Here is a 24,493-nt window from a genome sequence, read left to right on the forward strand (position 1 = left end):
GTATGGGAGGCAATATTTTGCCTAGTCAAGTTGTATCTTCGTTTCTTACACACGTCGCGGCCAATGTGCGCGGGCGCCGGATCGCCGCCGGCATGAGTCAAAGGGACCTGGCTGAGGCGTCCGGAGTCAGCTTGCGCATGGTGGGCGGCATCGAAAATGGCAAAACGAGCGTTAGCACCGCGACGCTGGATCGGATCGGCATGGCCCTGGATGCCACGCTCGCCGACCTCGTTGCGGATCCATCGGCGTTGCGTAGCGCGCGGATCGATCGCGTCGGCTGGCAAGGCGCCAAGGGCGGCGAAGGCGTGTTGCGATGGAGCATCGCCACACGGCGCGAAGTTGAGCTTTGGGAGTGGCGATTGGAGCCTGCCGAGCGGTACCAGGCGGCGGCCGATCCTGCCGGCTGGCACGTGATGGTCTTCGTGGTCGAGGGCCGGCTGACCATTGAATTAGAGGCGGGACCGGTAGAGGTGACGGCGGCGGTCCACGTATTCGATAGTGCCCAAACGCATGCGTTTGCCAATCTGGGAACGGACACGGTCCGCTTTTTCCGCTGCACGGCCTGGTAGTGCGGCATTGGGCACTTCCATCCCGCAGCTTGCCTGCTCGGGCGATTCCCCACTAGATTCCGACGACGGTCTTTTGCAGGGCGGTACCCTTGAAGCTTTCCATCGGTCATCGGCTGTTTTTGGCTGTCCTGCTCTCCATCATCACGGTGGCACTGGTCGGCGTCGAAATGACCCGCTGGAAGTTGTTCGACCATGCCTCGGATGTTACCGCCCGTATCGAATCCGAACCCGTGGCGAAGCTATCTGATGCACTGTCGACGCAATACCAGCAGCATCAGGATTGGTCGTTTCTGCCGGCCGACTCCGCAAGGCGCAAGACGTGGCTGCGTGACGAGTTGATGCGCTTGCAGGAGCTTGGGGGAACGACACCAGGCACCCGACCGCTTTGGCCCACTTTGGGTTACCGAATCGGCTTGCTGGACAAGGACAGGCACTATCTGGCGGGTGCGGTCGCGAACCCATTCATCATCGCATTTGCGTCGATCGACACATCCGCGCGCCATCTGGTCGTCGATGGCAAGACCGTCGGCTACCTCATTGTTGCCACACCACAAAATCCCGACGACGAGCTGGCGGTTGCTTTCCTCATCGACCAGCAGCGGAATCTCTTCATCGTGGCCGCCATCAGCGTGTTGTTGAGCGCCTTGGTGGCCGCCTTGCTGGCTACCCATTTCCGCAGGCCGATCCGCCAACTCGTCGATGGCGCGCGACGTCTCGAGGGCGGGCGCTTCGACGCTCGCCTGACCACTCGGCGCAGCGATGAACTCGGCGAGCTGGCCGATACCTTCAACCGTCTCGCGGAGAGACTGGAGGATACCGAGCGATCACGACAGCAATGGATTGCCGATACCGCGCACGAACTGCGCACGCCGTTGTCCGTGTTGCACGGGCAGGTGGAAGCACTGCAGGACGGCGTCCGATCCGCCACACCCGAAAACCTCGCGATCATGCTGCGGCAAGTCGGAGCACTGACCAAACTGGTCGACGAACTGTACCTACTAGCGCGCGCGGACATCGGGAAACTGTCATACACCAAGACCGAGAACGATGTGTGGCGCCTGGTCCAGGACCTGCTAGACGGCTTTGCGGAGAAGTTCCGCGTCGCCGGACTGGCGGTCTCGATGGGTGCATCGCCTGCCTGCTCGACGGTGTACTGCGACGTCGACCGGATACGCCAGGTCGTGACGAATCTGCTTGAGAATTGCGTGCGCTACACGGCCGCCGGTGGGCGTATCGAAGTCAATGGCATGGCTGTCGGGGATGAACTGCGCATTGCATTCAGCGATTCCGCACCGGGTGTTCCCGAGCACGCACTCAGTCGCCTGGGCGAGCGATTCTTTCGCGTCGAGCCATCGCGAAATCGCCAGCTCGGCGGAACGGGCCTGGGGCTCGCGCTCAGCAGGCAGATTCTTGACGCGCATGAGGGCCGCCTGGAATTCGGTCCGTCACCCTTGGGCGGTTTGCGCGTGACCGTCGTATTGAAGCTGGCAGGCTGACATGACGGCTACGATCCTCATCGTCGAAGACGAAAGCGATCTGTCGGCCATCATGGCCGACTACGTCACCGCGGCAGGCTACGAAGCCGAGGTGATCGCCGATGGCAGCGCCGCACTGACCAGGGTGATGGACCGATCGCCGGATCTGATCGTGCTGGACATCATGCTGCCTGGTCTGGACGGACTCTCGCTGTGCAGGGAGGTGCGCACGTTTTCCGATGTCCCTATCATCATGGTGACCGCCAGGGTCGAGGAGATCGATCGGTTGCTAGGGCTGGAAACCGGCGCCGACGACTATCTCTGCAAGCCTTTCAGTCCACGTGAACTAGTTGCGCGCATCAGGGCGATTCTTCGTCGGCATCGCACGCTGGACGATGACATGCGGCTCGTCAACATCGACGAGCCAAAGCGAACCATCCGAATCCGCTCGCAGGTACTAGACCTGACACCGACGGAATACAGTCTGTTCGCAGCCATGGCAAAGCGGCCGGGCACCATCCACTCGCGCGCACAATTGCTCGATCTCGTGAGCCGCGACAACCTCGACGTCACCGACCGGGCGATCGACAGCCATATCAAGAATCTGCGCCGAAAGCTCTCGGTGCTGCTTCCGGACGTCGAGATTATCCATTCTGTTTACGGCCTGGGCTATCGCGTCGAACTGTAGCGCGGCGCATCGCCGACGAATCAGGATCGACGGCCATCCACAATGGCTCCACATTGTCCCGCCACGCTGGGTTCGTCAGATACCGACGAATGCTTCGAACCCGCGAGGATGTGCAATGAAAACAACAAGAAAGACAAAGGCGATCCGCATCATTGCGGTGGCCGGAGTGGCCGCTTTGTGCGTACTGGGATTCGTATGGTTCGGCATGCCACGCGGCGGCCCACCGGGGCCGCCGCAAAAGGACATGACGGTGGACAAGGCGACGCGGAACGAAGTGATCGAAGCCGCGATCGCGAACCTCGACAAATACTATGTCTTTCCTGAGAAAGCCGAGGCTATGGAAAAGCAGCTTCGCGCGAAGTCCCAGCATGGCGACTTCGATTCCGTGACCAGCGCCGAGAAGTTGGCTGAGACCTTGACCGATGCCTTGCAGAACGAGAGTCACGACAAGCACCTGGAGGTTCGCTATTTCGAAAAGACCGTTCCGGTACTGCCACCGGGTCAGGATCAATCGGAGGAAGAGAAGGCAGAAGAGCTGGCTCACCAGACGCGCCTGAACTTCGGCGTCGAGACAGTCGGCCGTCTGCCGTTCAACATCGGCTATATCGACCTGCACGCCTTTGGGCGACCGCAGCAAGCGGCAGGGCGGATAGCCGCTGCGATGGCCCTGCTTGCCGATACCAAGGCACTGATCATCGATCTTCGTCAGTGCGGCGGCGGCGATCCGGACACCGTGATGCTGCTGGCGAGCTATCTATACGACAAGCCTACGCACTTGAACGACATCTACTGGCGCGAGGAAAAGCGGACCGAAGCGCGGTGGACCGCTGGCGATGTACCTGGCAAAAAGTACGGTGAAGCACGCAAGGTGTATCTGTTGACCAGCGAAGACACGTTTTCTGCGGGCGAAGACTTTGCCTATGCGCTGGAGAACAACGGGCGCGCCACGTTGGTCGGTGAGACGACGGGCGGTGGCGCACACCCGGGAAATCCACGTCGCTTGAGCGCACACTTCATGATGTTTGTGCCGAATGGCCGCTCTATCAATCCGGTTACGCACACCGATTGGGAAGGCGTTGGCGTGGTGCCGAATGTGAAGTCGTCGGCGAAGAATGCACTGAACGTTGCTCAAGTTGCCATCTTGGAGGAGCGTCTCGCCGCCGAGCCTGACCCCGAAAAGAAGGACCAGTTACAGAGGCGGATTGGCGAACTGAAATGAGCCCGTGGCGTAACGAATCGGGCAGACTAACGATGCGGGCAGTTCGAGCCCGTAACCCGTTCGCGGAGGGGGAGGGGGAGGGGCGCGGGAGGGGCGTACGCCACGAGTGCACCCTGCCAGATTCATTCCCATGGCGCTAGCGTCGCAAGACACGCTTGTTCACCCTGATTGCGTCAGCAAGAATCGTTACATAGGGACAAGGAGGCTCGGCAATGGTGGCAATACAGACGAGTGTTCTCCGTGTAATCGAGGGTGTCGATGATCTCGCTGTTACATGGAACCATGTTGTCGACGGGGTCTGGGTCGTCAATCGAATGGCGGTGGTAGCGGTCCTTAGCCTGATCCTGGCGACTGGATGGGGCTCCCGACTGTACGGCTGGCTGGGTCGCTTATTCCGCGGTTGGAGATACCCAACGTTTGTCGCGTATGGCTGGATTTTGCTCGCGCTTTGCCTGACCGCTCAGCTCCCAGGTAGTTACTTTCAGCACGCGAACTATCCAGGGCCTGATCCCGATTCCTTTGGCGAGTGGCTCGCGGGAGCGTTCGGGGCGCTCGTGCCATGCATGCTAGGCGTTGGCATTTTAGGCTGGGTGCCGTTCCTCTTTATGCGTCGAAGCCCGCGCCGCTGGTGGTTATGGCTCGGGGCTGTGTCCGCTCCGGTGCTGCTTGCTTTGTTCGTCGTCCAGCCGGTGTGGACGTCGCGCGCCTCGGAACTCCACCCGCTAAACGATGGTGTACTCGCGAAAGAGATACGGAAGCTGGCCGCTCAATGCGGTCTCGAGAGTACTGAAGTCATCGTGGGTGGCAGCGATACCCACGTTGTCGGAGTAGGTGGGGCAAGCGCGATTGTCCTCCAGTCAGACCTTCAAAGGTTGGAGAATCCTGCGCAAATACGGTTCACCATCGCACACGAACTGAAACACTATGTCGAAGGTGATAACTGGAAAGCGTGGGCAATTTCCGTCGCCCTCGTCCTCTTGATTGGCGGTGTGTACCACGTGTTTGGCAGTGTGGTCGTCAGACGATGGGGGCTTAGGCGATTCGGATTCGATAGCATTTCCGACCCGCGGTCTTTGCCACTGCTCGCGATCTGCTGTCTCGTGATGTGGACGGCCGTCCTCCCCGTATTCCTTGTGTTTAATCGTCACATCGAACGCGAAGCAGATAGGTTCGGTCTGGCACTGTCGGGTGAACAGCCTGCCGCGATCGCGCTATTCCGAAGCTGGCATACGGAGACGGAAATGCCCGAAACCGACTTGATTGGTCGACTGTTTCGCGCGAACCATCCGCCGACGAGCGAGCGCATCCGAATGGCCCACGATTTTCAGGCGTTGCCCGGGGATCTTCCGGCACCGTGTGGGTCTGCTCACGAAAAATTGCCAGCTCGGTAAGCACGGTCTCAGCGACGCAAGGGTCGAATCACAAGTCTATCAATCGGCATTTACAGGACGGCATCCTCTTATGATGAAGGATACGGCTTGGCGCGAAAAGTGAAGGAGATTGAAGATGGCAGTCACTAGATCGTCGCCGTGGATAGCGGCGGTATCGCTTGTAGGGGCGTTGGGGATTCACTACGTTGTCTACGCTTTCAGGTTCATGTGGTATCTGGACCATTCAAGTTTCGACCGTTTGATCGAGATTTACGTCTTCTTTGTGGCCGTGGAGTGTATGGAATACATCTGGATTCCCCGATGGTGGATCATGGCGCCTACGGCCTTCGTAGCCATGGTTGCGCCCGCCTTCTTTGGGATCAACTATCACGTCCCGATAGGTCTGTTGTTCGTCATCGTTGCTGCTTTATCGGCAAGCATGTTTGGAGCCGTCGCTGTGCTTCGTTCCCGACGATCGGGTGCGATCACCCTATAGCTTGCCGTGAAGGGATTACCTTACGAGAAAAGCGATTCGCTATCCGAAAAAGGCTTTGATGCCTTTCGTAAAGGACAGAAGTGATTAGGACGAATCTTACAACGCAGATCACGTCAATTTCGCTTGCCGTGACTTTAGCCGCATGCGCCGGAGAGAAGGTTGTCGTGCCGGATCAAACGGTGCCGGTCGTAAATATGTCGCTTTCGGTTGAGATAGAAACCGATAAACGCAGGGTCATCGATTATCTTATGTCACCGCTCGAACGGGCCGCGCATCAGGCCATGCAGGAACGTTAACGTCAAGTTGATTTGGGACGTGGCGGGGGAATAAAAGATTCAATCATCCGGGCTGCAGGGAAGCCAACAACTTGCAGGGCGGTAATGTGGGAATCGAGACACCCGAAGGGTTACGCGATCCCGTTGAAGGTGGTCGGGTGTTTTGGGGCTTTTTCTGAACTGGCGTCAACGTCTATGACAAAACTTGGGTTATTCATTGCGGTGTCGGGATGCGGCGGCATGCTCGTGGCCATCTTTAACAAGGCTGCGACCGGCGGCGCGCGGAACATGGCCGCACGCATTTCTTGGGGGCTCTTCGGCGTAGCGATCGCTGCCTGGATCTATGGCGGCGTCGGGGGGATGCTGTACGCGCTCGAGCATGGTGTCACCGCAATACAAAGCCGGGCAGGCACTTCCGTTCTCGATCGCTCAGCGCATCCGTTTCTCTATTGGACCGCTTTTGTCGGTTCGGTTGGTGCGATGGCACTTTTCACTGCAATTTCCGCTGGATGTTTCTGGAAAGCTCTCAAGAAGGGTTAACTCTCCTATTCTCAAATGACTTGATGAGCCTCACTCCGTCGGATTTCGCGTTCGGAAGCAGTCGCGTAGGATTTCAGATTGCCGAGCTATCCACGGCACTGGTCGAATATTTCAACCGTTCATTCACAGAAGTTCAGGCAAAGGCCAAGGCAGATACGCTAACGCCACAGGCGTTTGCAGCTGCTCAGGCTTCGCTTTACGGCGAATGTGTGGAGCTCGCCCACATGTTTTCCGATAGGTTTAATGGAACCGTAGACTTAGAGTGGGCGAAAATCTGCGATGCCTGGGCTCAAGGGTTCGATGCGAAACGGCTCGTCGCGCAGGCGGCAGTTGAAACGGAAGACAAGGCGCTCGAATACTTCAAGAATTTCGTATCCTCCGCGTCGATCTACGACGATGAAGCGGTGCTGTCGTCGCAAATCGGCAAAGGTGTCGGGCCCGTAGAAGGCTCTCCGTTATCGTTGAACCGATATGCTTACGCTGACGACAACCCGATCGCCAACAACGATCCGACGGGAGCAGAATCTTGCGGTGTTTGGGCGTGCGAAACTTACGACTAAGGGTATACGAGTGACGATCCGTCATCTGCCAGGGGCTACCATAATACGCCGTCGAAGATCATCAACTTTGCCGATAAGTACTTAGCACAAGCAACCACAGTTGCGAAAGAGTACGATCTTACGCCGGAAGAGGTTCTTGGTTTTACCGGAAAAGAATCCGGTTGGGGGGGGTGGGCGGTTTGCAAAGGAGGCAAACAACTTTTTCGGCGTACAGGCTCCTAGCGATACGCCCGATGATTTAGTTGTGTTTTCGAAGAAGGCCAACGAGATCACGGGCAAGCCGGCCAAGCTATGGAAATATGACTCTTTCAAGAGCTCCGCTGAAGATGCGTTCAAGAGGCGACCTTACTTGCGAGGCGCTACCGATCCTGCCGAATTCGCTCGGCGGCTGCAGGTTATCGGTAAGTTCGGAATTATCATGGATACCGGGAAGCCTACCCCTGGTTATCAACGCCAGATGGTACAGACCATAAAAAGCGTCAAGAACTATTTGGATACGGGGCATTGAAATGAGAAACGCAGTTTTCTTCGCGGTTTTTTCCATCACGATATTTTTCGGCGGCTCGGCGTTTGGTCAAGACCCCAAAAAGGGTGTTTCGCGTGCCCAAGCCGACGCGTTAGTACAGGCTATGACAAAAAAACATCCTTACAAGGGGACTTACGTGTACCCCCTCGAGAAGGATGGTGGAGAGACGAAGTTCTACGCCTATCAGCTCATTTACAATGCGCCAACAGATCCAACCATGAACGCTGGTTTTGTAAAAGTGAATAAACGCACTGGGGAAATCATCATTGATACCGGAGTTCTTTGCTATCACTATCCTGGTTATCCTGATAATCAGCCAATTGAACCCGGTCCGGGGGTTGACTTACCGCTCGATTGCAACTGACAACGCGTGGCGACGTGATACCGGACGAACGTGGCGGCACACCCTGTCTGGCAAGTCTGGCTGAGGCAGCACAAGCCGGCCACTCTGGTGGTGTGGGGCGCCAGCGATCCTTCTTTCGTCGCTGCCGGGGGGCGAGCCTACCAGCGCGACCTTCCTGACGCCGAAATCCATTTGCTGGATGCGGGGCACTTCGCCCTGGATGAGAAGACGGACGACATCGCCGCGCTGATGCTGGACTTCCTCGGACGTCAGACCAGGTAGGACGGTGGAAGCGTCGATGGCAAACGGTCAGCTGTCTTCGTCAGAGCGGGCCCGAGGGTGTACGGCGAAGAGTGCGTGATCGGGAGACAGCGCCTACGCCTCCCGAGCCTCGGTCGGGTCGACGGGCACCGGTGAAACGGCGCGATAGACGCGCAGGCTGGCCACGGCATCATGCGCGGCATACATCACCTGCGCAGCGCTCAAGGGTCGCGCGCCCCAGTTCGAGGTCGTGATCTTTTTCGACTTGACCAGATATTGGCCAAGTACAACGGCGACGGCCGTCTGCAGACCCACCCGTTGGCGAAAGCCCAGAGCCTGAACCAACCCACTCACTTCGGCGGTACCGCGCATGCGCAGGCCGAATTTGTTGAACAGCTTGGTCTTGTCACCGCCGAGGCCAAAGCCAACCTTGATCACACGCCCGTCTTCAAGGATCTGCCGCAGCAGCGGGTCCATCTCCAGACCCGTCAGCGGGAACAAGACAGCGGTCCGGTCCGTCGCCAGCTGAACCAGGTGAGGGCCGGTGCTTTTGACGCCAGGCTGAAATACCGGTCGGCTCTCGGTATCGAAGCCGAGCGTCGTCGCTCCCGTCAAAGCGGCCGCTGCTTTGGCAGCGGAGGAGGGCGACTGGACCACGATCACCTGATCCGGCCCCAGAGCGGAGAACCGGGGTAACTGTGCTAATTCCTGCTTCGACGGCCGCTCACGCCACACCCGCGGCCGCTTGGCCGGTCGTTCGCTGGTGATAAGGACCGGTACGCCCGCGCCCGGAACCGTGGGAGATGAGGCCATGCTTTGTCATCCGCCTTTGCGCTGGCCGGAAGTTTAACGCGTCGCATGGCGGGCGTTTCGACGCTGGCGAATGCAAGATCCGTAGTCGCGAGTGTCGTAGACGGCGAACCTGCCGAAGTGACGAGAGCCAACCAATGAACGGCTAGGCGTGTTCTGCCGACTGTGCCACGACTCGAGCCCACCGAGCTGATGCGCCGCCTTGTGCTCATACTGGTGACCTTTTAGTTTACATAATATACATTATGCGAACTCGTAGGTTGCTGCGCCGCTTGGTGTCAGTTTCTGAACTGGGCTGCACCAAGATCCAAACTTGCCTGCACTACACCTGTTGTCGCTTCCCGCTTGACCGTGTCACCTTGCCGTTCAACCGTGTCATCCCGCCAAACCATGCCACCTACGCGTCATCATTGCTTCTTCAATCGTACGGTCCTTTGCTAACTAACGCCTTGAAACTGCCTACCACTAGGAACAACAGTCACCCAATTTCGTTGGTTAGTTTGTCCTCAACGGGTTAATTATGACCACAGGCGTTATGACGTCCTCAAAGGTGATCCCGCACTACTACCGAGTCGACGCTGGTAGCCCTCCCGGCAAAAACCACGAAGCGTCACGCCGGTCGTTCGTATAGGTAGAACAGCGACCGCAGCGCGACCCAGTTAGGCCGACGTCGCCGGCCTTACGAGCAAACATCTAAACCGTCAAGGCTGTGGTCATTCGTCATCCCAGTAGCTCGATGGCGGAGCGACCCGATGCGAGAATGCTAGTTTGATCCGTTCGATCACGTCGATCGACGGATGGGCAACCTTTGGATCTTCGTAGCGATAACTTATAACCCACAGGTTGTCCTGGTCGCCGACCAGGCGATCCCGCAGCAGGTAATGCGACGGATCATTGGTAAAGAACGCAGCGTTGACCGGTCCGCGCTCATGCAGTCCCTCGGTCGTCATGTCCGCTATGGTTGCCTGGATCTCGCTTACCCATGTGTCTCGCTCACTCGGATTTTCCGGGCGCGGCAAATTTAAATCGACGAAGACGTACAAGGGAAGATCAACCTTTTTCTTGTACGCCTCCGTCAGCAACTTGCGAACGTCTGCTCGCCGTAGATTCTCCGGCTTACCGCCAGCGTAGCCTTGGACACCTGTTCGATGCCGGCTCTTCGCTTCGACAGCCACAATAAGATCAGAAAACTGGTCTTTCGCGATGAACTCCGGATGCGTCTTCAGCCTGTCGCGTTCGTCTTCGTATGTCAGCGTAAACCCTGCTGCAATCCACAGGGCGGCAATTTTGAGTTCATGTCGCGCACCCTGAAACTGCAACGGGTTCAGCAACCTGGTACGAAGCGCCGTCTGGAGAGCGGAATTGTCCTGGATGGTGTAAAGATCGAACGCAAGACGCAGCCACGCGGCGCCGCTTCCCAGTTGTTGCGCCGCCGGGTCGCCCGGCGAGACCCGATTGGCCAGGTTGTGCTCATCTACCCAAGCGCTCAACCACTGAATCGGAACGTGTTGTTCCTCGAATGGCAGCGCACTCTGTTGGTCAAGGAACTCCTCACCAAAAAAATGAAGGCCGACGTCATGTACAGTTCGAACAAATCCGTAATCCTTGCCATCCTGCGCGAGCAGACTGCCGCCGACGGCGATCATTCGTTTGTCGCCCGCCACCGCCGTTACCGGCATGCGGATGTAACCATACTGCTTTCGAAATTCCGCCTCCCGTTTCAACGTGCGTGCATGTCGCTCCTCAAGCTCGTGAAACAACCTGGGCAGCGTGATCAGCTCGTTCTCGGCGCAGCACTTCCGGTACCGTTGGCCACTGCCGCATGGGCACGGCGCATTTAAAGACGGTCGCAAATCCCCTCCTAAAGGCAGCCCGCTACCCTTCGCATTCCCATCGGAATCCCTCTGCGGTATAGCATGCGCCCTGACTGTCACGCCCGGTGCGCCCGCACGTCGTGAAAGATTTTCGCGTTCCAAATCGATGATGCTGACGCTGAGTATGTAGCGCGGGCAGTGGTAGCCGTTCCTTCGTCACCTAGGCCGGTCATAACTTCAACAACTTGATATATAAGAAAAATAATTGATTTTTAGATAGCAAATAATGGCAGTTATTCGCTATCATGGGGGTCAATGGCGCCGTAGGTGCACCTCCGGACCCGCCAACGACCAAAGTCACTGCCCTTCCCCGCTCCCGGTCGCATCAGGTGCAGCCCCTCGCCGCAATGCCGGCCCGGACCCAGGTGAGCTTTGGCTACCAGAACAGCATTAGTGGCTTAGATACTGACCAGCGAAAACATCCTCGCCCGGGTTCGAAGATGAGGGTCAATTTGGGACAGACGTTGAAGGTGGGTGCAGGCTCCCTACGCAGGCTCCATCCTCACCTACAACGTCCCCATCCTTAGCCAACGCGCAGATCACGTTCGCGGCGATCGCGGCATAACCCTGCGCATTGGGATGAAACGTTCCCGAGTATCCGTCCTTGCGGCCACTCGATTTCGCTGGCCACTGCGTAATAAACGAATCGTTCGCAGTACGGACGTCTCGACCTGAATCTGCGTACGGATGCCAAAGGAAGGCAGATTCCGCCGAATAGTGTTTTGGCCAGTCGCCGGAACACCAGCCACGCAGTTTGAATGCGTTTGCCGTACGGGCCACCTTCCATCCGGCGCGGTTCTGCGCAATAACTTTGTTAAGCGGTTCGATGACGACTTTCTGGTCCAGCTGCGCCTCCTCCGGAGCGAGATTGAACATCCAGCCCTTACCGAAACCGAAAGGAATAAGCGATTTGAAGGACGTCCATTGGTTATTCACATTGGTCCAGGCCCCGTTCCCACAGAACAGTCCTCGGCCGTCGCCACTTGGAATGGCTTGGTTAGGGATCGCCTTTGTATACGGATTGCTCTCATCGGAATGTAGCGGATTCGGGTACTGAATGGCTAATACCCGATCAGGCGAGACGCCAAGCAGGGATTGAAACGCCGTCTGAAGTACCTGAAGACGAACGGGCAGATCACGGATGCGATCGGTCGCCGAGAGCCGCGTATTGCCCCCGGGGATGCCATCGACTGTGACAGTGCCCAGCATATTCCGGGCCTTATCTACAATTCTCTGAGTCACGAAGTTTTTGCCATACGGTGGGACAAGCGAGTTTGCAATTACTCCAGAGAAGCCGACGTCGTTTCCCCCGATGCTTAGAAGAATCTGATCGACGGCGAGCATCGCTTCCTTGTCATGGCACTGATGGAGGTCCGTGATTAACTTGATCTGGTCTTTTGACGTGACCCCGTGCTTGTTTTTTCTTCCCGAGGCGTATTGCAACCCGAATAGCGGTCGTTTGATTGCTTCGAGCGTAGACAACGAGATTCTCTCGCTCTTGCTCGCAGGACAAAGCAGGTCAACAGCGGCCCTTAGCTGGGAGTACCTTGCGTCGCAGCCGTACGGCTGGTCTTCTGCGGCGGCGGCCTTGTGGTTTTTAAGCTCTGAGCACGTGCGCTCCAGGTGACCAGGCGGCTTCGCTTGCGGTTTGAGCATGCCGTCGACCACCTCCGCGCCCGCACAGGCTAAATGCACAAAGATCACCACCTCATGACTGTGTGTTGGCTCACTAGCCGCGTCGAGCGCCACCAAGCTCTGCCACGAGTAGAACGACCGATTACATAGGTTCGATTCCCAGCTGGCACCCCTAACCGCCATGCGGTCGAGCGATACGAATTCGAGGGACTCGCGGGGAACAGATGGCGCAGATTGAGGCTTCTTCCACTGCGTGGGTACATCGGGCGCACCTTCGCCCGCAGCATACGAGTCACCGAGACCCAGGACGACGTATCGCTTAATCTCAGGCACCACGATGTGATATTGGAGATTCGTTCCGTCGATTGTCGCTGTGATCGTGGCCCCAGCGCTCGGCACGTTATCCAAAGGCACCGTGGCATCACATGGGGCGATTCGCACGGGGTCGCCGTCGGCGATCTGCCAGTGACAGCTGTGCCCGTTCCACAGACTCTGATTACCGACTTTGGGGTCCAGCCAAGTAGCAATGGTGAGCTTCTCCGGAAGATCCATGTAGCCTGCCTTATAAGTTCCTTTTGCGTCGTCCCACGGAGATGCTCTCTCCGAAGTGTATGGCGAGCCCAGTTCAATGACCCGTCGCGCCCAAGCCTTCGGGTCTTCTGACGCTCCCCTTCGATACTTAGCAAAGAGCTCAGCCGCCTTCGAGTCGTCGACAAAATCGAGTGGTCGGAACCGATTCGCGACTTCCCACTTGATTGGGGAAGCGGGCGGTTCGCCGGCGGCAAAGCTATCGCGAAAGGTCAGACCGAAGACAAGCAGTGCGCTCACTGCGCGAAGCAGCTTGTACCATTTCATCGGCGTTCTCCATCCCCAGGCGAGCGACCCAAGTATCTGAAAAACTAGTCGCTTACCCAGTGGCCGGCAATCTGTCAGAAGTGCTATCGGAGGTTCACCGTATGGCCGCCCGTGCCTTGACCCGTAAGTGAACACCAAGGAGGTCTACGGCATGGACAGCGGACAGGTGCCGAGATCCAATAGCGCGCCCCGAACCAATGCCGTCACGTGGATTCTGCGGGCAAGGCGTCTCGCAGGTCCATTGCACTGACGCTGTTTATCGTATGTGAGGTTCTTTAGCCGTAGTCGACAGAAGTCGACTTTTAGTTCTTTACCCGATCAAAATCGAATTTCACTTCTTATGGCCGCCATCTAAATCTCGACTCTTTTCATTCATAACAGCCACATATCAATAACTTAGGAAATCTAAGTAGATAGACAATTAGTGCGGCTACCATGCCGTCAAAGTCTCCGGGCCAGATCTGTCGAAAGTCTGGGGCAATGCTGCCAGCCTCTCAGCCAGTCCGAGCCGCTCCGCTACCTGGAAGGCCGTCAAAGATCGCTACAGAATCGTCTGACGTAGCAATTCGTTCGCATGGTCACGTGCATCGTTCATCGGACGCTATGCGTCCTCGCCTGGGTTGACTGTCGTGAGCGGACGCCGCCGCGCGCGGCTATTTAGCCCGCGGGCCAACGCTGTCATCAAGCGACATTCCGACGCATGCGCCCCGTCGCCTCATTCTCGCCTACGTCGAGTGAACTTAAAAAATCGCGGCGTTGAAGGGCAAGGAGAATGAGCTCCGCGCCGGGCTTTAGCGCGACCACGAACCTTCGTTGGGGGCGCAACGTTTCCCAGCCGCTACCTAAGCCTTCCAACAGAGCAGCGATCACCGCCCAGGTCATCTCGGGAATGCTCTGACTCAGGAGGTGCCGTAGCGCTGTCTGATCGAGTGTTTCAACCACATGGCTGAAACTCATGAGGAGCGCCGACACACGAGAGAGCGACGTTGGAAAGAAGACATGCTCGGCATTCGCCTGACCGGCAAGACGTGCAAGCAGCCCGACCGCGGTCGGTGCCTCGGTGAAGGCAGCATCGTCGAACCGGGCGAACACGCGCAACGCATCCGCGACAGGCATCACACCGTGCTCATACAGCACCGACGCCGTGGCGAATGGGATCGATGATTCTATCGCCGAGTTGCGTACCTGGTTCCACCACGGTGAAAGGTAAGCTACTTGCGCGTCGACTGAGCGCTCGGCGATGACTGCCCATAGATCCGCCGATAAGGCCAGGCACTTCAGCGCCGCGAGCCGTTGAATCCGGACATCGCTGACCTCTTCCGTAAGGAGATCGGGGTCGTCCATAACTGTCATCGAAAGAAGGCGAACGGCGACATTGTCAGGAAGGTTCGCCTCGGCGAGAACCCATCGCTGCATGCGTTCAGGGGCTGCATCGCCATCCCAAAGGTCACCGTACACCTCGTCCACATGCGCCTCGGCGTAGGCCGCGAGCACCGATCGACGGTCCGCCGCGTCCGAATCCTTCGCGTCGTCCTCTTCGTCGTGCAAGCGCTCGTACAATCGCATAGCCGCAACGCGGTCCTCGACACGGTCGGACTGCATGGCCGCCTCCCACACCATCGGAGGTAGCTGATCGAGGTCGGCAAAGATACACGTGGTTTGCTCGAAGTAGTCGACCGTCAGGTCCTCGTCGCGCTCCATGACTTTAAGCGCGAAAAGCAACGATTCGGTCGTTTCGTCAAGTTCACCGGTTTGGCCGAGCAATGCCCGCCCAATCGCTTCCCCATGCGCCGTCAGGAAGCGGTCGACGCCGTCGATGCCCGATGCGCGAAGCCGGCGCACGGTGACGGTGACGCTGGCCTCCTTGTGAGCTTCCCCGTTCGAGGCAACCAGCTGCAGCATTTCAAACGCCGGGGCCAACGCGTCGACTGCGATCAACGACGCCAAGACCGCCGGGCGGGTCCCTGTACTCAGGTAACCGAACCGAATGCCGGCAGCGGCCATCCAAGGCCACGCCCCATCGGTCGAACCAAGCTTATCGACCAGGAGCGTTACGTCCGTGAGCGCCTCAATACCATGTTGGATTGAGGCGCTGTCCTCCAGCGTCGCCAGCTCGCTTTCGCTCAGCGCATCGAGGATGGCCACGACAAATGCTGGCTTCCACGCGTTGTCGGCGACACCGCCCGCCGCCAGAACCTTTCCAATTAGCGTGGGTTTGAGAGCGACGATTGCGCGTACAAGGTCAACGCCCTGCCCGCGATCGACCAGCATGCGTACGGCGATCGCGAAGCGGTCGATGTGCGCGTCCGCGTCGTTGAACACCTTCTGACGGTATGACGCGTAGGGGCTCGAAGCCGTCGGAGGGTAAGGCTTGCACAGGTACCCGACGAGGTCGGCCATGATGCCGCGGCCCTGGTCGATATGCTCGAGGCGCAGCTTCCTCAGCAGCTTCACGGGCTCCTCGATCGGTGTACCGACCTCGCAGGTGTCGCCTTGGCGAAGGGCCAGCAGTAGATTCATATCCTCCCGGCCGATCGTATGGCCATAGAAGTGGCCCAGATAATCGGGATAGTCTTGGTCAAGATGACCGGCAGTCAGCAGATACTTGATCGTGCCGTGCTCTGCCAGCTGCTGGCTGTACCGGGTTTGGTAGCCCGTCCGCATAGCCTCCTTGAGGGGCATTTTCTGTAGGTCGTCAATGTATATCGCCTTGGCCGCCAGGTCGGCGTGGACGTGATCGTCGTCGGCGCTGATGGCGGCAAGGCGCGCGGTGTAGTCCATTTCTTCAAGGATCTCTGACAAGCGGAACGGCTGACTGATCACGCCATTGTTCACCACCGCGAGGACCTGGGCCGAGCGCGAGGTAGCAAAGTCATCGAACACCTCGTCGTCGAGGAATTCGGCCATGCTGTGTCCGGTGTTGTCCTTGCGGATGTGGGTTGCCGCCGGCCCGGTGGATCGGCCTTGAAGGTAATACCAGGCGAGCATTCTCAGCTCGTGCTTACTCCGCGCGACGTCCGCCTGCTTGTCCTTAAGAAGCTGCTCAAGGTCCGCCATCTCGGCCCTGACGACGGCTGCCTGTTCGCCGCGCCATTCCGTATAGCCAGCGATCAGCTCGTAGACAAAACCCTGGCGCTTGTTCAACCCCCAATAGTGATCGGAATGCAGGTTCTTAAGCACGATGATCGCGAACAGCTTGTCCCAGTTCAGCCGCACTTCGGTCATCAGGATGCGCGCGAACAGGTGGAACTCGTTGACAATGTTCTTGACCAGCCGCATGTCGTCGATGCGATAGCACACCGTCTCCACCAGCTCAGGATCGAGCTGATCGGCGTAGGTTTGAGCGCCAAACGGGCGCTTCCGTAGCATCTCGACCATTTTTGCGTGCGAGTTTTCGGTGTTGATCACCGGTACGATGGGAACGACCAAGTCAAAGAATTTCGTCTTCTCGCCGCCGGCGAAGAGCTCGTCGTTGAGGGCATAGATGAAGCGGACGGTCCGCTTGATCTGCGGCGACTCGTTGAGGATGGCGTTGATCTCACGCAGCCGAAAGAAGATGTCCTGGACGCCGAACCGGTCGAGGTCCTCGATGATCACGACATCGATGGTGCTGTTCTGAAAGCAATACAGAATCTCATCGACGTTCTTGTGCAGCACGGAGCCATGGTGCACGGTCTCGATCTTGCCTCCCTTGAGGGACCAGCCATCGATGTTGATCAAGGAGAGCGACCGCGCGACGGCGTAAATGAGGCACGCTAGTACACCGATGGCAGCGACCAACGCGCCTCCTGCAGGAAGCGCCAGAAGCGTGGGGCTGAGCCAAGCCGGCTGCAGGGCAGCGGGCGCCGGGTCCAGCGGCAGAATCAGGCGTAACACCGACAGCCCGCCCACCAGAAGCAGCAGCGTGGTCAGCACCGCCCGGCCACGCGAGGCTTGTACGATGCGCTTCAGTCGACTGCGCGGCAGCTTGCTCGCCGGGACCGCGTACAGCAACTGCTGAACGATGGCCTCTTCGAGTCTGGCGATGAGCTCGACGACCTTGGGCTTGTCCGGCGCCGGTTCGTTAGGGCCTGCCTCCGCCGGCTCATCGGCGGTCGATACGATCTCGCCGTCCTTGCGGAACGTCGCTAGCGAGATCGCTGCGTACGTAAACTGGGGATGATGTTCCTTGAAAGTGAGGATCAGGCTACTTTTGCCTGCGCCATACCCACCGGTAATGGCGATGTTCCTGACCTGCGGGTTGACCATCGCAATGGACAGTTCACGCTCGTACCCGTTCGAGGTCGCGGGTTCCAGCAGCATCGGCGTAAGCGGCGCTAGGGCGTCCTCCACCGGAATATACTCAACGAGCGATGCCCCGGCAGCGCGGAGAAACGCGGACGCTGCCTTCAGACGGGTCCGAAGCGGATAGCGCTTAGTGATCATGCGCTCGTCGCTCGATAGTGCCCGCTCCGGGCGGTCGGGCACGCGCAACTCGGAGGCGGCCGATGCGCCTCTCCATGGCCAGGTCGAACATCCATGATGGTTCCCTGTGGACCGCCCGGCATGGGCGGGTGAGGCAGTTTAACCGCGTCCGGCCGGGAAGGCACCGTCCCGGTCGGACGCGAGCACTCAGTCGGGCGTACGGCGGGGGCAACGATATCGACCAGAATCGCGTCGAATGCCATGAGCCCGTCGACTGCGTCATCAAGTGGCATAGGCGAGGTGAGGCGGCCCGCACTAGGGACATATGTCGCCGGCACGCCGCCGCCGTTTCGGCAATGGCTATACTCCCGGCGTGGATTCGCGTGAATACAACATCCTCAGTATCGCCGCTCTGGTGCGGGAAGCGGCCGACATGAATGATGCGGCCTTGGCCTCAGATCTCGATGAAGCACGGTTTCGGGCGCAGCTGATTGCGGCCCGGGCAGACGAGGTCGGCTATGTCGACCTCGCGCTCGCCGCCGCCCACCTCGTCGTAATCCTCGGCCCAGACGGGACGACGCCTTTGCCTGGCTACGGTGCCGGCATGCTACGCGTGGCAAATGCGCTCGAAGCTCTCGGGTTCGACCCGGAAGCTTACATTTACGACTTTATTACGATCGTCATTATTATCAATCGGCCAAACGGCCGAGTTTGCCTGGAATGGTTATATGAGCATCTACGCAAATTCGGCATCCGAGCCACGATATCGGTTCATGCTGCTGGCATGTCCGGATCATGTCGACGCAACAGATCGCTCATTGAGCAATTTGCTAATGCTAGAAAGTGTTGCGTGATCGGCCAGGGATCGCGCAACATGCCGCGCAACTGACTTCCGGCAACGCCGCGACGCCATGTGCCGACGAGATAAGCCTATTTCTATCGATCAAATCAGCGCAACACACAGCCCAAACGACCAAGAATGCGAACATATAGGCATAGCGACACCGCCCCCAGTTCCTTGGCAAACCCCTACCGCTCCGGAGCTCGATGTCATCTCCTAAGCCCAGCAAGTCACCTGCCGACGAATGGGTGCATCAAGTTCCCACCTGACGATCTCAAGCTATAGTTCCAAAGCAATGGCCGCCAGGGGGCGGCGCGCAGAATCAGGACATCGCATGGAATCGACAGCTTTGCCAACGGGTGAACACGGTGCTGCTCGCAGGGACAGCCTTCCCGCGGATGCTATGCCGACTGATGACTTGCTGACCTTTGCGTCCTTGAACCGGCGGCTGTCTTCCATGCCGGACTACGACACGCCCTCACCAAAGTCGCGCCGGTGGTCGAGCATCGGCTTGCTTACCGTCGCGCTTGCCTACCTGGCAGCTCTGGTTGTGCCCAGATTAGCCATAGGTGGCGTCATCCAGGCGGCCCTGCTTCTGGCAGTCCTTTTCATAGAAGTGGTCGGACTGGCAATGAGCATGTGGTTCACGCGTGGAGAGTTCAGGAGCGTGCTTCGACCGCTGGAAGATTTTTCGAAGCAGCTTGACCATGACTTCCCCCACCATTTCGAGCTTCGCAACTGGCTAATTGCCCAGCCCGAGGACAGGCTCGAAAAGTACGCCTCAATGGCCGCCTTTCGCAGGGAACGCTATACACAGAAGCTTCCTATGCTAGCCGGTGCGATTCCTACGCTGGGCGTTATCCCCGTCATGGTCGCCGTCTATTTTCAAGGCCGCCAATTGATCGAGGGTCACCACTTATCATGGGCCGACTGGCTGTTTGGTTTCGCGCTGCTTCTCTTTTACGTGTTGACCTGGACCTCATCCTTAACGAAGAGCCGACTCGAGGCCATGGATATGCACCTTCAGGGCGCCTTGGATGAGGTAGTGAAGAAGCGGCAAGCATTTGGCAACGCCGAGGAACCGCCCTGCTCCGCCGCCTAGCTGTTACCTCGCTGGCTGCATTTCTGGTCCACTCCCTGCCCCCGATCACCCGATCTAATCGCCTTCCCGAACGTCCGCTTCGGGTCGGATGTGGATATTCGCGGCCCGGCGATGCCTGCCGCTATAACCGCCCAGTTTCGAACGATCTCTCCCAGCCATCGGCGCTCACCACGCGACCTGCTTCAAAGGTGAACTCCATTCGGGAAACGCTCTTGCCCTGGCTATCGATGAACTCTACGACGACCTTGCGCTGCGAGCAGGGATCTGTCGGTATGTCCATATAGTCCCAACCAAGAAAGCGGTAAGTGTCCGCCTTCATCGTTCGCGCGAGCGCACGAGCGCCATCGACGCCCGTTCCCAATGGACGGCCTACGTCGCCTGCGCCAAGGTTGAAACTCGCGGATGGGGCGATCAGCGCCCCTAGCCCGTCATCCGAGCGTGCTGCCAGCCTGACCACTTCAACGGCACGAAGGCTAAGGAACCGCTCAAGTTCACGTGAGCCCGAGATGTCTGGCCGAACGCATCCGGAAGGCTCTGCGAATGTGGGGCCTGCAGCCAGGGCCAGACCAAGGCAAACCAACCATCGACGCATTTTCATTGGCATAGGTAGTAGGCTCGATAATCGCCGCTTTCCACGCTAACGGCACGGACCTTGCCGCGCCCGTCGCGATGAAACTCAAGCTGCATGAGAGGCATGGAGTCGGAATCCGGATCGACGAAGCGTGTCGGCGACAGGGCCTGTAGCTGGTGCACGTTATCGTCGCCAGGCACTCGCATCGATGCCTTGCCGTGGGCCATCGTGATCTGAAACGAGTCCGCATCAAAGTCATCGGCGAGTCGACCGCGAATGTCCATGGGCACGCTGTTATCCAGGCGATACGTGCCCTGGTAGTCCGCATAGGAGACGTCCGCAGGATCGAGTTCAACAGCATGCAATACCGGATCCACGCCCTGACCGATCATGTCGGACAACGCATGCCGGATTTCCAGGCGCAGGCGAGCACCGTTGGGGCTGTTGGTGAGGATCACGAAGCCGTCGCCTGTCTCCAGGTAACCCTCCATCCAGGCGCGGTAGTTGTCGTTGGAGCCGCTGTGGAAGAAGACCCGTCCGTTGCCCGATCCCAATAGCTCCGGTCCAAGCCCCTGAGGGCTGGGCGAGACCGGGCTCATCATTTGTGTGGCAAGGGCGCGCGACAGGAACCCGTTATGCCCCCGATAGCTCTCGATCAGCACAGCGACCATGGCGCCGAGTTCGTTCGCGTTCGTCCAAAGTCCCGAAGCGGCCTGCTCGGGAAACGACTGCCAGCCACGCGGCAACGCGATGAGCTTGCCTTGCTCATCGTGGGCCTTCGCGATATTGCCGCGCGAGGCCGACAAGGGACTCTCAAACGTGCTGCGCTGCATATGCAGCGGATCGAGCAGCCAGGTGCGGGCCGCCGTGGCGAAATCGGTGTGGGTCACGTCTTCGAGTACCTGCTGCTCCACCTCGATGCCCCCTCCCGAATAGGCGTAGCGCGAGCCCGGCGGGTAGATAAGTCGAACGGCATGGTGTTTCGCAGGCGGCAGACCGTCCAGCGTTTGCAGCAAGGTCGGCACTTGTTCCTGAGGCAGGAAATCAGGAAAGCCGCCCACGTTGAACCCGGAGGTATGCGACATCAGCATGCGCAGGGTTACCTCGGGATGGGGCGTGTCCTTGGTGGCCGGAACATGCCAGCTCGTCAGGTAGGTATCGATATTGCGGTCAAGGTCCAGCTTCCCTGCCTGCACCATGCGCAGGATCATCACGGCTGTCGCTACCTTACTGATCGAGCCAGCCGAAAAAAGCGTATCGCCATCGACTTTGTCATTCGTGCCAACTTCCCGAAGCCCGTACCCCTTCACCTGCCAAACCTTGCCATTGCGCAACACCGCGATGGCAACGCCGGGGATGTGGTAGTACGCCATCCGGTCGCGAAGCGACCAGTGCGGAACGGGCCGGTCGGCCTCCACGATCGCGGGGCGAAGGTGGTTTTCCCACGAAGAATTATCGGTAGCTGACTCAGCAGCCGAAACGAGCGGAATCGAAAAAGCAACGAACGCAAGGACCGCCAGTTTCCCGGAAAGGCGCGGTGTCCGACGTTGCGCAATCGTGATCGACATATGGCACTTCTCCAGTCATCCATGAACGCCAGCGCAGCACGCCGACACGGGAATGGCGTCGACGAGGGAAAGCTCAAGCGCGCAGCTGCCCGGTCCTCATGCCGGCGGATCATAGCCCGCTCCGCCCGGCCCGCGTCAATCGGTCTTATGCGGACGACCAAAGTGTGGCGACGCTGAATCCTGCGCTATTTCCACACCGAGAATTTCTTGATCGTTAGCGGTGGCGTCGTACTCGGGGCCTTGCTGGCGTTCTACGCGAATATCAGCCTGATACAGTAATTCGCACGGAATGACCTGGAGCTTTCCACGTTGATACTCTGGTGAGCCACGTCGGGGATGGTCTCCGGACCGCCTCCTTTAAGTGCGTGGTGTCACGCCGCTCGTCCGCGACGCCCGCGCGATGGCATCGAGAAGCTCGCTCGCTCCAAAGGGCTTGGCAAGTCGAACGGCCCGCTCAGGTATTCCTGGAACATCTTCGAAGGGGCGGGAGGAAATGACGACCAACGCAATGTCTGCTCGCGGCGCCAGCTCTTCAAGAATGGACACGGGCTCGGGACGACCGTCGGAGGGGAGCGTGGCGTGGCAAACGGCGAGACGAATCGTCGGCACTGAATCGAGCGCCGTCAGCGCTTTTTCGAAGCGCTCGGCCACCACCACCACGTAGCCCCGGGCCGACAGGACTTCGGCCGCCATGTCGGCGAGTTCGCGGTGGGGGTCGAGGATAAGGATGGTGGGGTTAGTCATAACGCAGTATGCGCTGCGCAGGCCCCAATAAGCGCTGGTCGGCGATGTGCGCCCTGCCCCCTGCTGACATCGGGTTGACGCCCATTCGACCCGCGAGAAAGCCCCAGGAAAGAATAGTGATTTGGTCGGTGGGCGCTTCGCGGCGGGTTCACGGCCTTACGCGAAGCATCCGCCTACCCCACATTCGGACATCTCCATGCCCAAGCCTGACTCCACCTCCTCGGACCCTTGGTGGAAGCGACTCGGTGGAGGGCTTGTCACGGGGGCTGCGGACGATGACCCCAGTGGAGTGGCGACCTATTCTCAAGTAGGCGCGCAGTTCGGCTACGCCACCCTTTGGACCCTGGTCCTCGCGCTGCCCCTGATGATTGGTATCCAGATGGTCAGCGCCCGGATTGGCCGCGTGACCGGGCGGGGTCTGGCCGACAACATGATGCGGAACTTCCCCAAGGGGCTGGTCTGGAGCATCACGGTGTTGCTGGTCGTCGCCAACGTCATCAACATTGGCGCCGACCTGGGCGCGATGGGCGCTGCGGTCAACTTACTCATCGGCGGACCCACGCTTTTATATGCGTGCATATTGGCCGTTGTCTCGACCGCACTACAGGTCTATGTCCCATTCAGCCGCTACTCGCCCATTCTCAAATTCCTCGCGCTCAGCCTGCTCACGTACGTTGCCACGGTCTTCGTCATAAAGGTCCCTTGGGCGGAGGCCACGAAAGGCACGTTCATTCCCGCCTTTCAGACGACGGCCGCGTATGCAACGGCCATCGTCGCGATTCTGGGCACCACCATCAGCCCTTACCTGTTTAGCTGGCAGGCCGCTCAGGAAGTCGAGGAAATCCGCGATAGCGATGAGCGCGAGCCGCTCAAGCATGCGGATGAACAGGCCCCGGACGCATTCAAGCGCATTGCGATCGATACCTCCGTGGGCATGGTGGTGTCGAACGTCGTGGCGTTCTTCATCATTCTCACTGCTGCCGTCGTTCTACATGCGCACGGAAAGACTGACATTCAATCGTCTTCTGAAGCTGCCGAAGCCCTCAAGCCGGTGGCCGGTAAGTTCGCCTTCGCGTTGTTCTCCATGGGTATCGTCGGCACGGGCATGCTCGCCGTGCCCGTCCTTGCGGGCGCGACCGCCTTTACGGTTGCGGGAACGATGCGCGCGGCTTATGGCCTTGAACATAAGCCGGCGGACGCGAAGTTGTTCTATGGCGTGCTCGTTGGCTCCATGCTGGTTGGGGCACTCCTCAACCTCACCCCGATTGACCCCATCAAGGCCCTTTTCTGGAGCGCGGTGGTCAATGGGATTTGTGCGGTGCCGATGATGGTCGCCATCATGATCATCGCAAACCGCCCGAAGACCATGGGCAACCACGGTATTGGCCGAGGTCTGAAGATCCTGGGATGGATCGCTACGTTCGTTATGCTTGTCGCCGCCGTCGTCATGTTCGCCACGATGGGAAAGGGCAGCTGAGAATGCGTGCCCAGCGGCGGGGCAGGAAGGAGTCTTGGTTATTTCTTACCTTCCCATTCGTAAGCGGGTGGCGACCGCTTTACCTGCCCCCAACGCCTAAGCGCTTCGCAAGAACGCCACAATAGCCTCCTGCCCGGTTTCGCCGCTCCGAAGTCCGCAGAGACCAACGCCCGTCCGGCGAAGACCGGAAAGAACTCAGGCACGATCGCCTCCCAGTGATTGGCAAGCAGCCGGCCATCGTTGGTAAGGATGGCCATGCCGGCGGTCGTGGCCACCGACGCTGCCAACTC

Annotated in this window: 19 protein-coding genes; 13 read left to right on the forward strand and 6 right to left on the reverse strand. The window is 58.9% G+C overall.

The genetic code is table 11. The annotated features are described in order from the left end of the window. Positions 1–2: 2 nt before the first annotated feature. The 10 genes from HB634_RS02865 (at position 3) to HB634_RS02910 (ending at position 8,343) form a co-directional block, all read left to right on the forward strand. A complete protein-coding gene (locus HB634_RS02865; RefSeq protein ID WP_213947454.1) occupies positions 3–569 on the forward strand; it encodes an XRE family transcriptional regulator in 567 nt (188 codons plus the stop codon). Between the two features lie 89 nt (positions 570–658). Further along, complete coding sequence (locus HB634_RS02870; RefSeq protein WP_213947455.1) at positions 659–2,065, forward strand: ATP-binding protein; 1,407 nt, start codon at positions 659–661, stop codon at positions 2,063–2,065. Between the two features lies 1 nt (position 2,066). Further along, positions 2,067–2,732: a response regulator gene (locus tag HB634_RS02875; RefSeq protein ID WP_213947456.1), complete on the forward strand. Its 666-nt coding sequence runs from the start codon at positions 2,067–2,069 to the stop codon at positions 2,730–2,732. A gap of 115 nt (positions 2,733–2,847) precedes the next feature. Beyond that, entirely contained in the window at positions 2,848–3,951 is a 1,104-nt protein-coding gene (locus tag HB634_RS02880) for a S41 family peptidase (protein WP_213947457.1), read from the forward strand. Positions 3,952–4,163: 212 nt separating this feature from the next. Beyond that, positions 4,164–5,342, forward strand: a complete 1,179-nt coding sequence (locus tag HB634_RS02885) for a M48 family metalloprotease (RefSeq protein WP_213947458.1) — start codon at positions 4,164–4,166, stop codon at positions 5,340–5,342. A gap of 990 nt (positions 5,343–6,332) precedes the next feature. Further along, positions 6,333–6,632, forward strand: a complete 300-nt coding sequence (locus HB634_RS02890) for a hypothetical protein (protein ID WP_213947459.1) — start codon at positions 6,333–6,335, stop codon at positions 6,630–6,632. A gap of 23 nt (positions 6,633–6,655) precedes the next feature. Then, positions 6,656–7,192: a hypothetical protein gene (locus HB634_RS02895; protein WP_213947460.1), complete on the forward strand. Its 537-nt coding sequence runs from the start codon at positions 6,656–6,658 to the stop codon at positions 7,190–7,192. Between the two features lie 136 nt (positions 7,193–7,328). Then, the gene (locus HB634_RS02900) at positions 7,329–7,700 is read left to right on the forward strand and encodes a glucosaminidase domain-containing protein (RefSeq protein ID WP_213947461.1); all 372 of its coding nucleotides are present in this window, start codon (positions 7,329–7,331) and stop codon (positions 7,698–7,700) included. 1 nt (position 7,701) lies between these two features. Then, positions 7,702–8,082 carry a hypothetical protein gene (locus HB634_RS02905; RefSeq protein WP_213947462.1) on the forward strand — a complete coding sequence of 127 codons (381 nt, stop codon included), beginning with the start codon at positions 7,702–7,704 and terminating at the stop codon, positions 8,080–8,082. 30 nt (positions 8,083–8,112) lie between these two features. Beyond that, the gene (locus tag HB634_RS02910) at positions 8,113–8,343 is read left to right on the forward strand and encodes an alpha/beta fold hydrolase (RefSeq protein ID WP_213947463.1); all 231 of its coding nucleotides are present in this window, start codon (positions 8,113–8,115) and stop codon (positions 8,341–8,343) included. A 93-nt stretch (positions 8,344–8,436) separates the two neighbouring features. Here HB634_RS02910 and HB634_RS02915 read toward each other — a convergent pair whose 3' ends face one another. The 4 genes from HB634_RS02915 to HB634_RS02930 form a co-directional block, all read right to left on the reverse strand. After that, on the reverse strand, positions 8,437–9,135 hold the full coding sequence (locus tag HB634_RS02915; protein WP_213947464.1) for a 3'-5' exonuclease: 699 nt from the start codon (positions 9,133–9,135) through the stop codon (positions 8,437–8,439). Between the two features lie 710 nt (positions 9,136–9,845). Continuing rightward, positions 9,846–10,892 carry a hypothetical protein gene (locus HB634_RS02920; RefSeq protein WP_255548322.1) on the reverse strand — a complete coding sequence of 349 codons (1,047 nt, stop codon included), beginning with the start codon at positions 10,890–10,892 and terminating at the stop codon, positions 9,846–9,848. Between the two features lie 561 nt (positions 10,893–11,453). After that, on the reverse strand, positions 11,454–13,496 hold the full coding sequence (locus HB634_RS02925) for a hypothetical protein (protein WP_213947466.1): 2,043 nt from the start codon (positions 13,494–13,496) through the stop codon (positions 11,454–11,456). Positions 13,497–14,177: 681 nt separating this feature from the next. Then, complete coding sequence (locus tag HB634_RS02930; protein ID WP_213947467.1) at positions 14,178–17,963, reverse strand: hypothetical protein; 3,786 nt, start codon at positions 17,961–17,963, stop codon at positions 14,178–14,180. A gap of 262 nt (positions 17,964–18,225) precedes the next feature. Here HB634_RS02930 and HB634_RS02935 point away from each other — a divergent pair, with 262 nt between their 5' ends. After that, positions 18,226–18,789 carry a hypothetical protein gene (locus HB634_RS02935; RefSeq protein ID WP_213947468.1) on the forward strand — a complete coding sequence of 188 codons (564 nt, stop codon included), beginning with the start codon at positions 18,226–18,228 and terminating at the stop codon, positions 18,787–18,789. A gap of 286 nt (positions 18,790–19,075) precedes the next feature. Then, complete coding sequence (locus HB634_RS02940) at positions 19,076–19,843, forward strand: hypothetical protein (protein WP_213947469.1); 768 nt, start codon at positions 19,076–19,078, stop codon at positions 19,841–19,843. A gap of 594 nt (positions 19,844–20,437) precedes the next feature. Here HB634_RS02940 and HB634_RS02945 read toward each other — a convergent pair. Then, positions 20,438–21,982 carry a serine hydrolase domain-containing protein gene (locus tag HB634_RS02945; RefSeq protein WP_213947470.1) on the reverse strand — a complete coding sequence of 515 codons (1,545 nt, stop codon included), beginning with the start codon at positions 21,980–21,982 and terminating at the stop codon, positions 20,438–20,440. 357 nt (positions 21,983–22,339) lie between these two features. Continuing rightward, positions 22,340–22,726: a hypothetical protein gene (locus HB634_RS02950; RefSeq protein WP_213947471.1), complete on the reverse strand. Its 387-nt coding sequence runs from the start codon at positions 22,724–22,726 to the stop codon at positions 22,340–22,342. Positions 22,727–22,922: 196 nt separating this feature from the next. Between HB634_RS02950 and HB634_RS02955 the strand changes: the two genes are divergently transcribed. Next, entirely contained in the window at positions 22,923–24,203 is a 1,281-nt protein-coding gene (locus HB634_RS02955) for an Nramp family divalent metal transporter (RefSeq protein ID WP_213947472.1), read from the forward strand. Positions 24,204–24,493 lie beyond the last annotated feature (290 nt).

Origin of the sequence: Luteibacter sp. dw_328 (assembly GCF_018449605.1) — a bacterium.
Lineage (GTDB): Bacteria > Pseudomonadota > Gammaproteobacteria > Xanthomonadales > Rhodanobacteraceae > Luteibacter.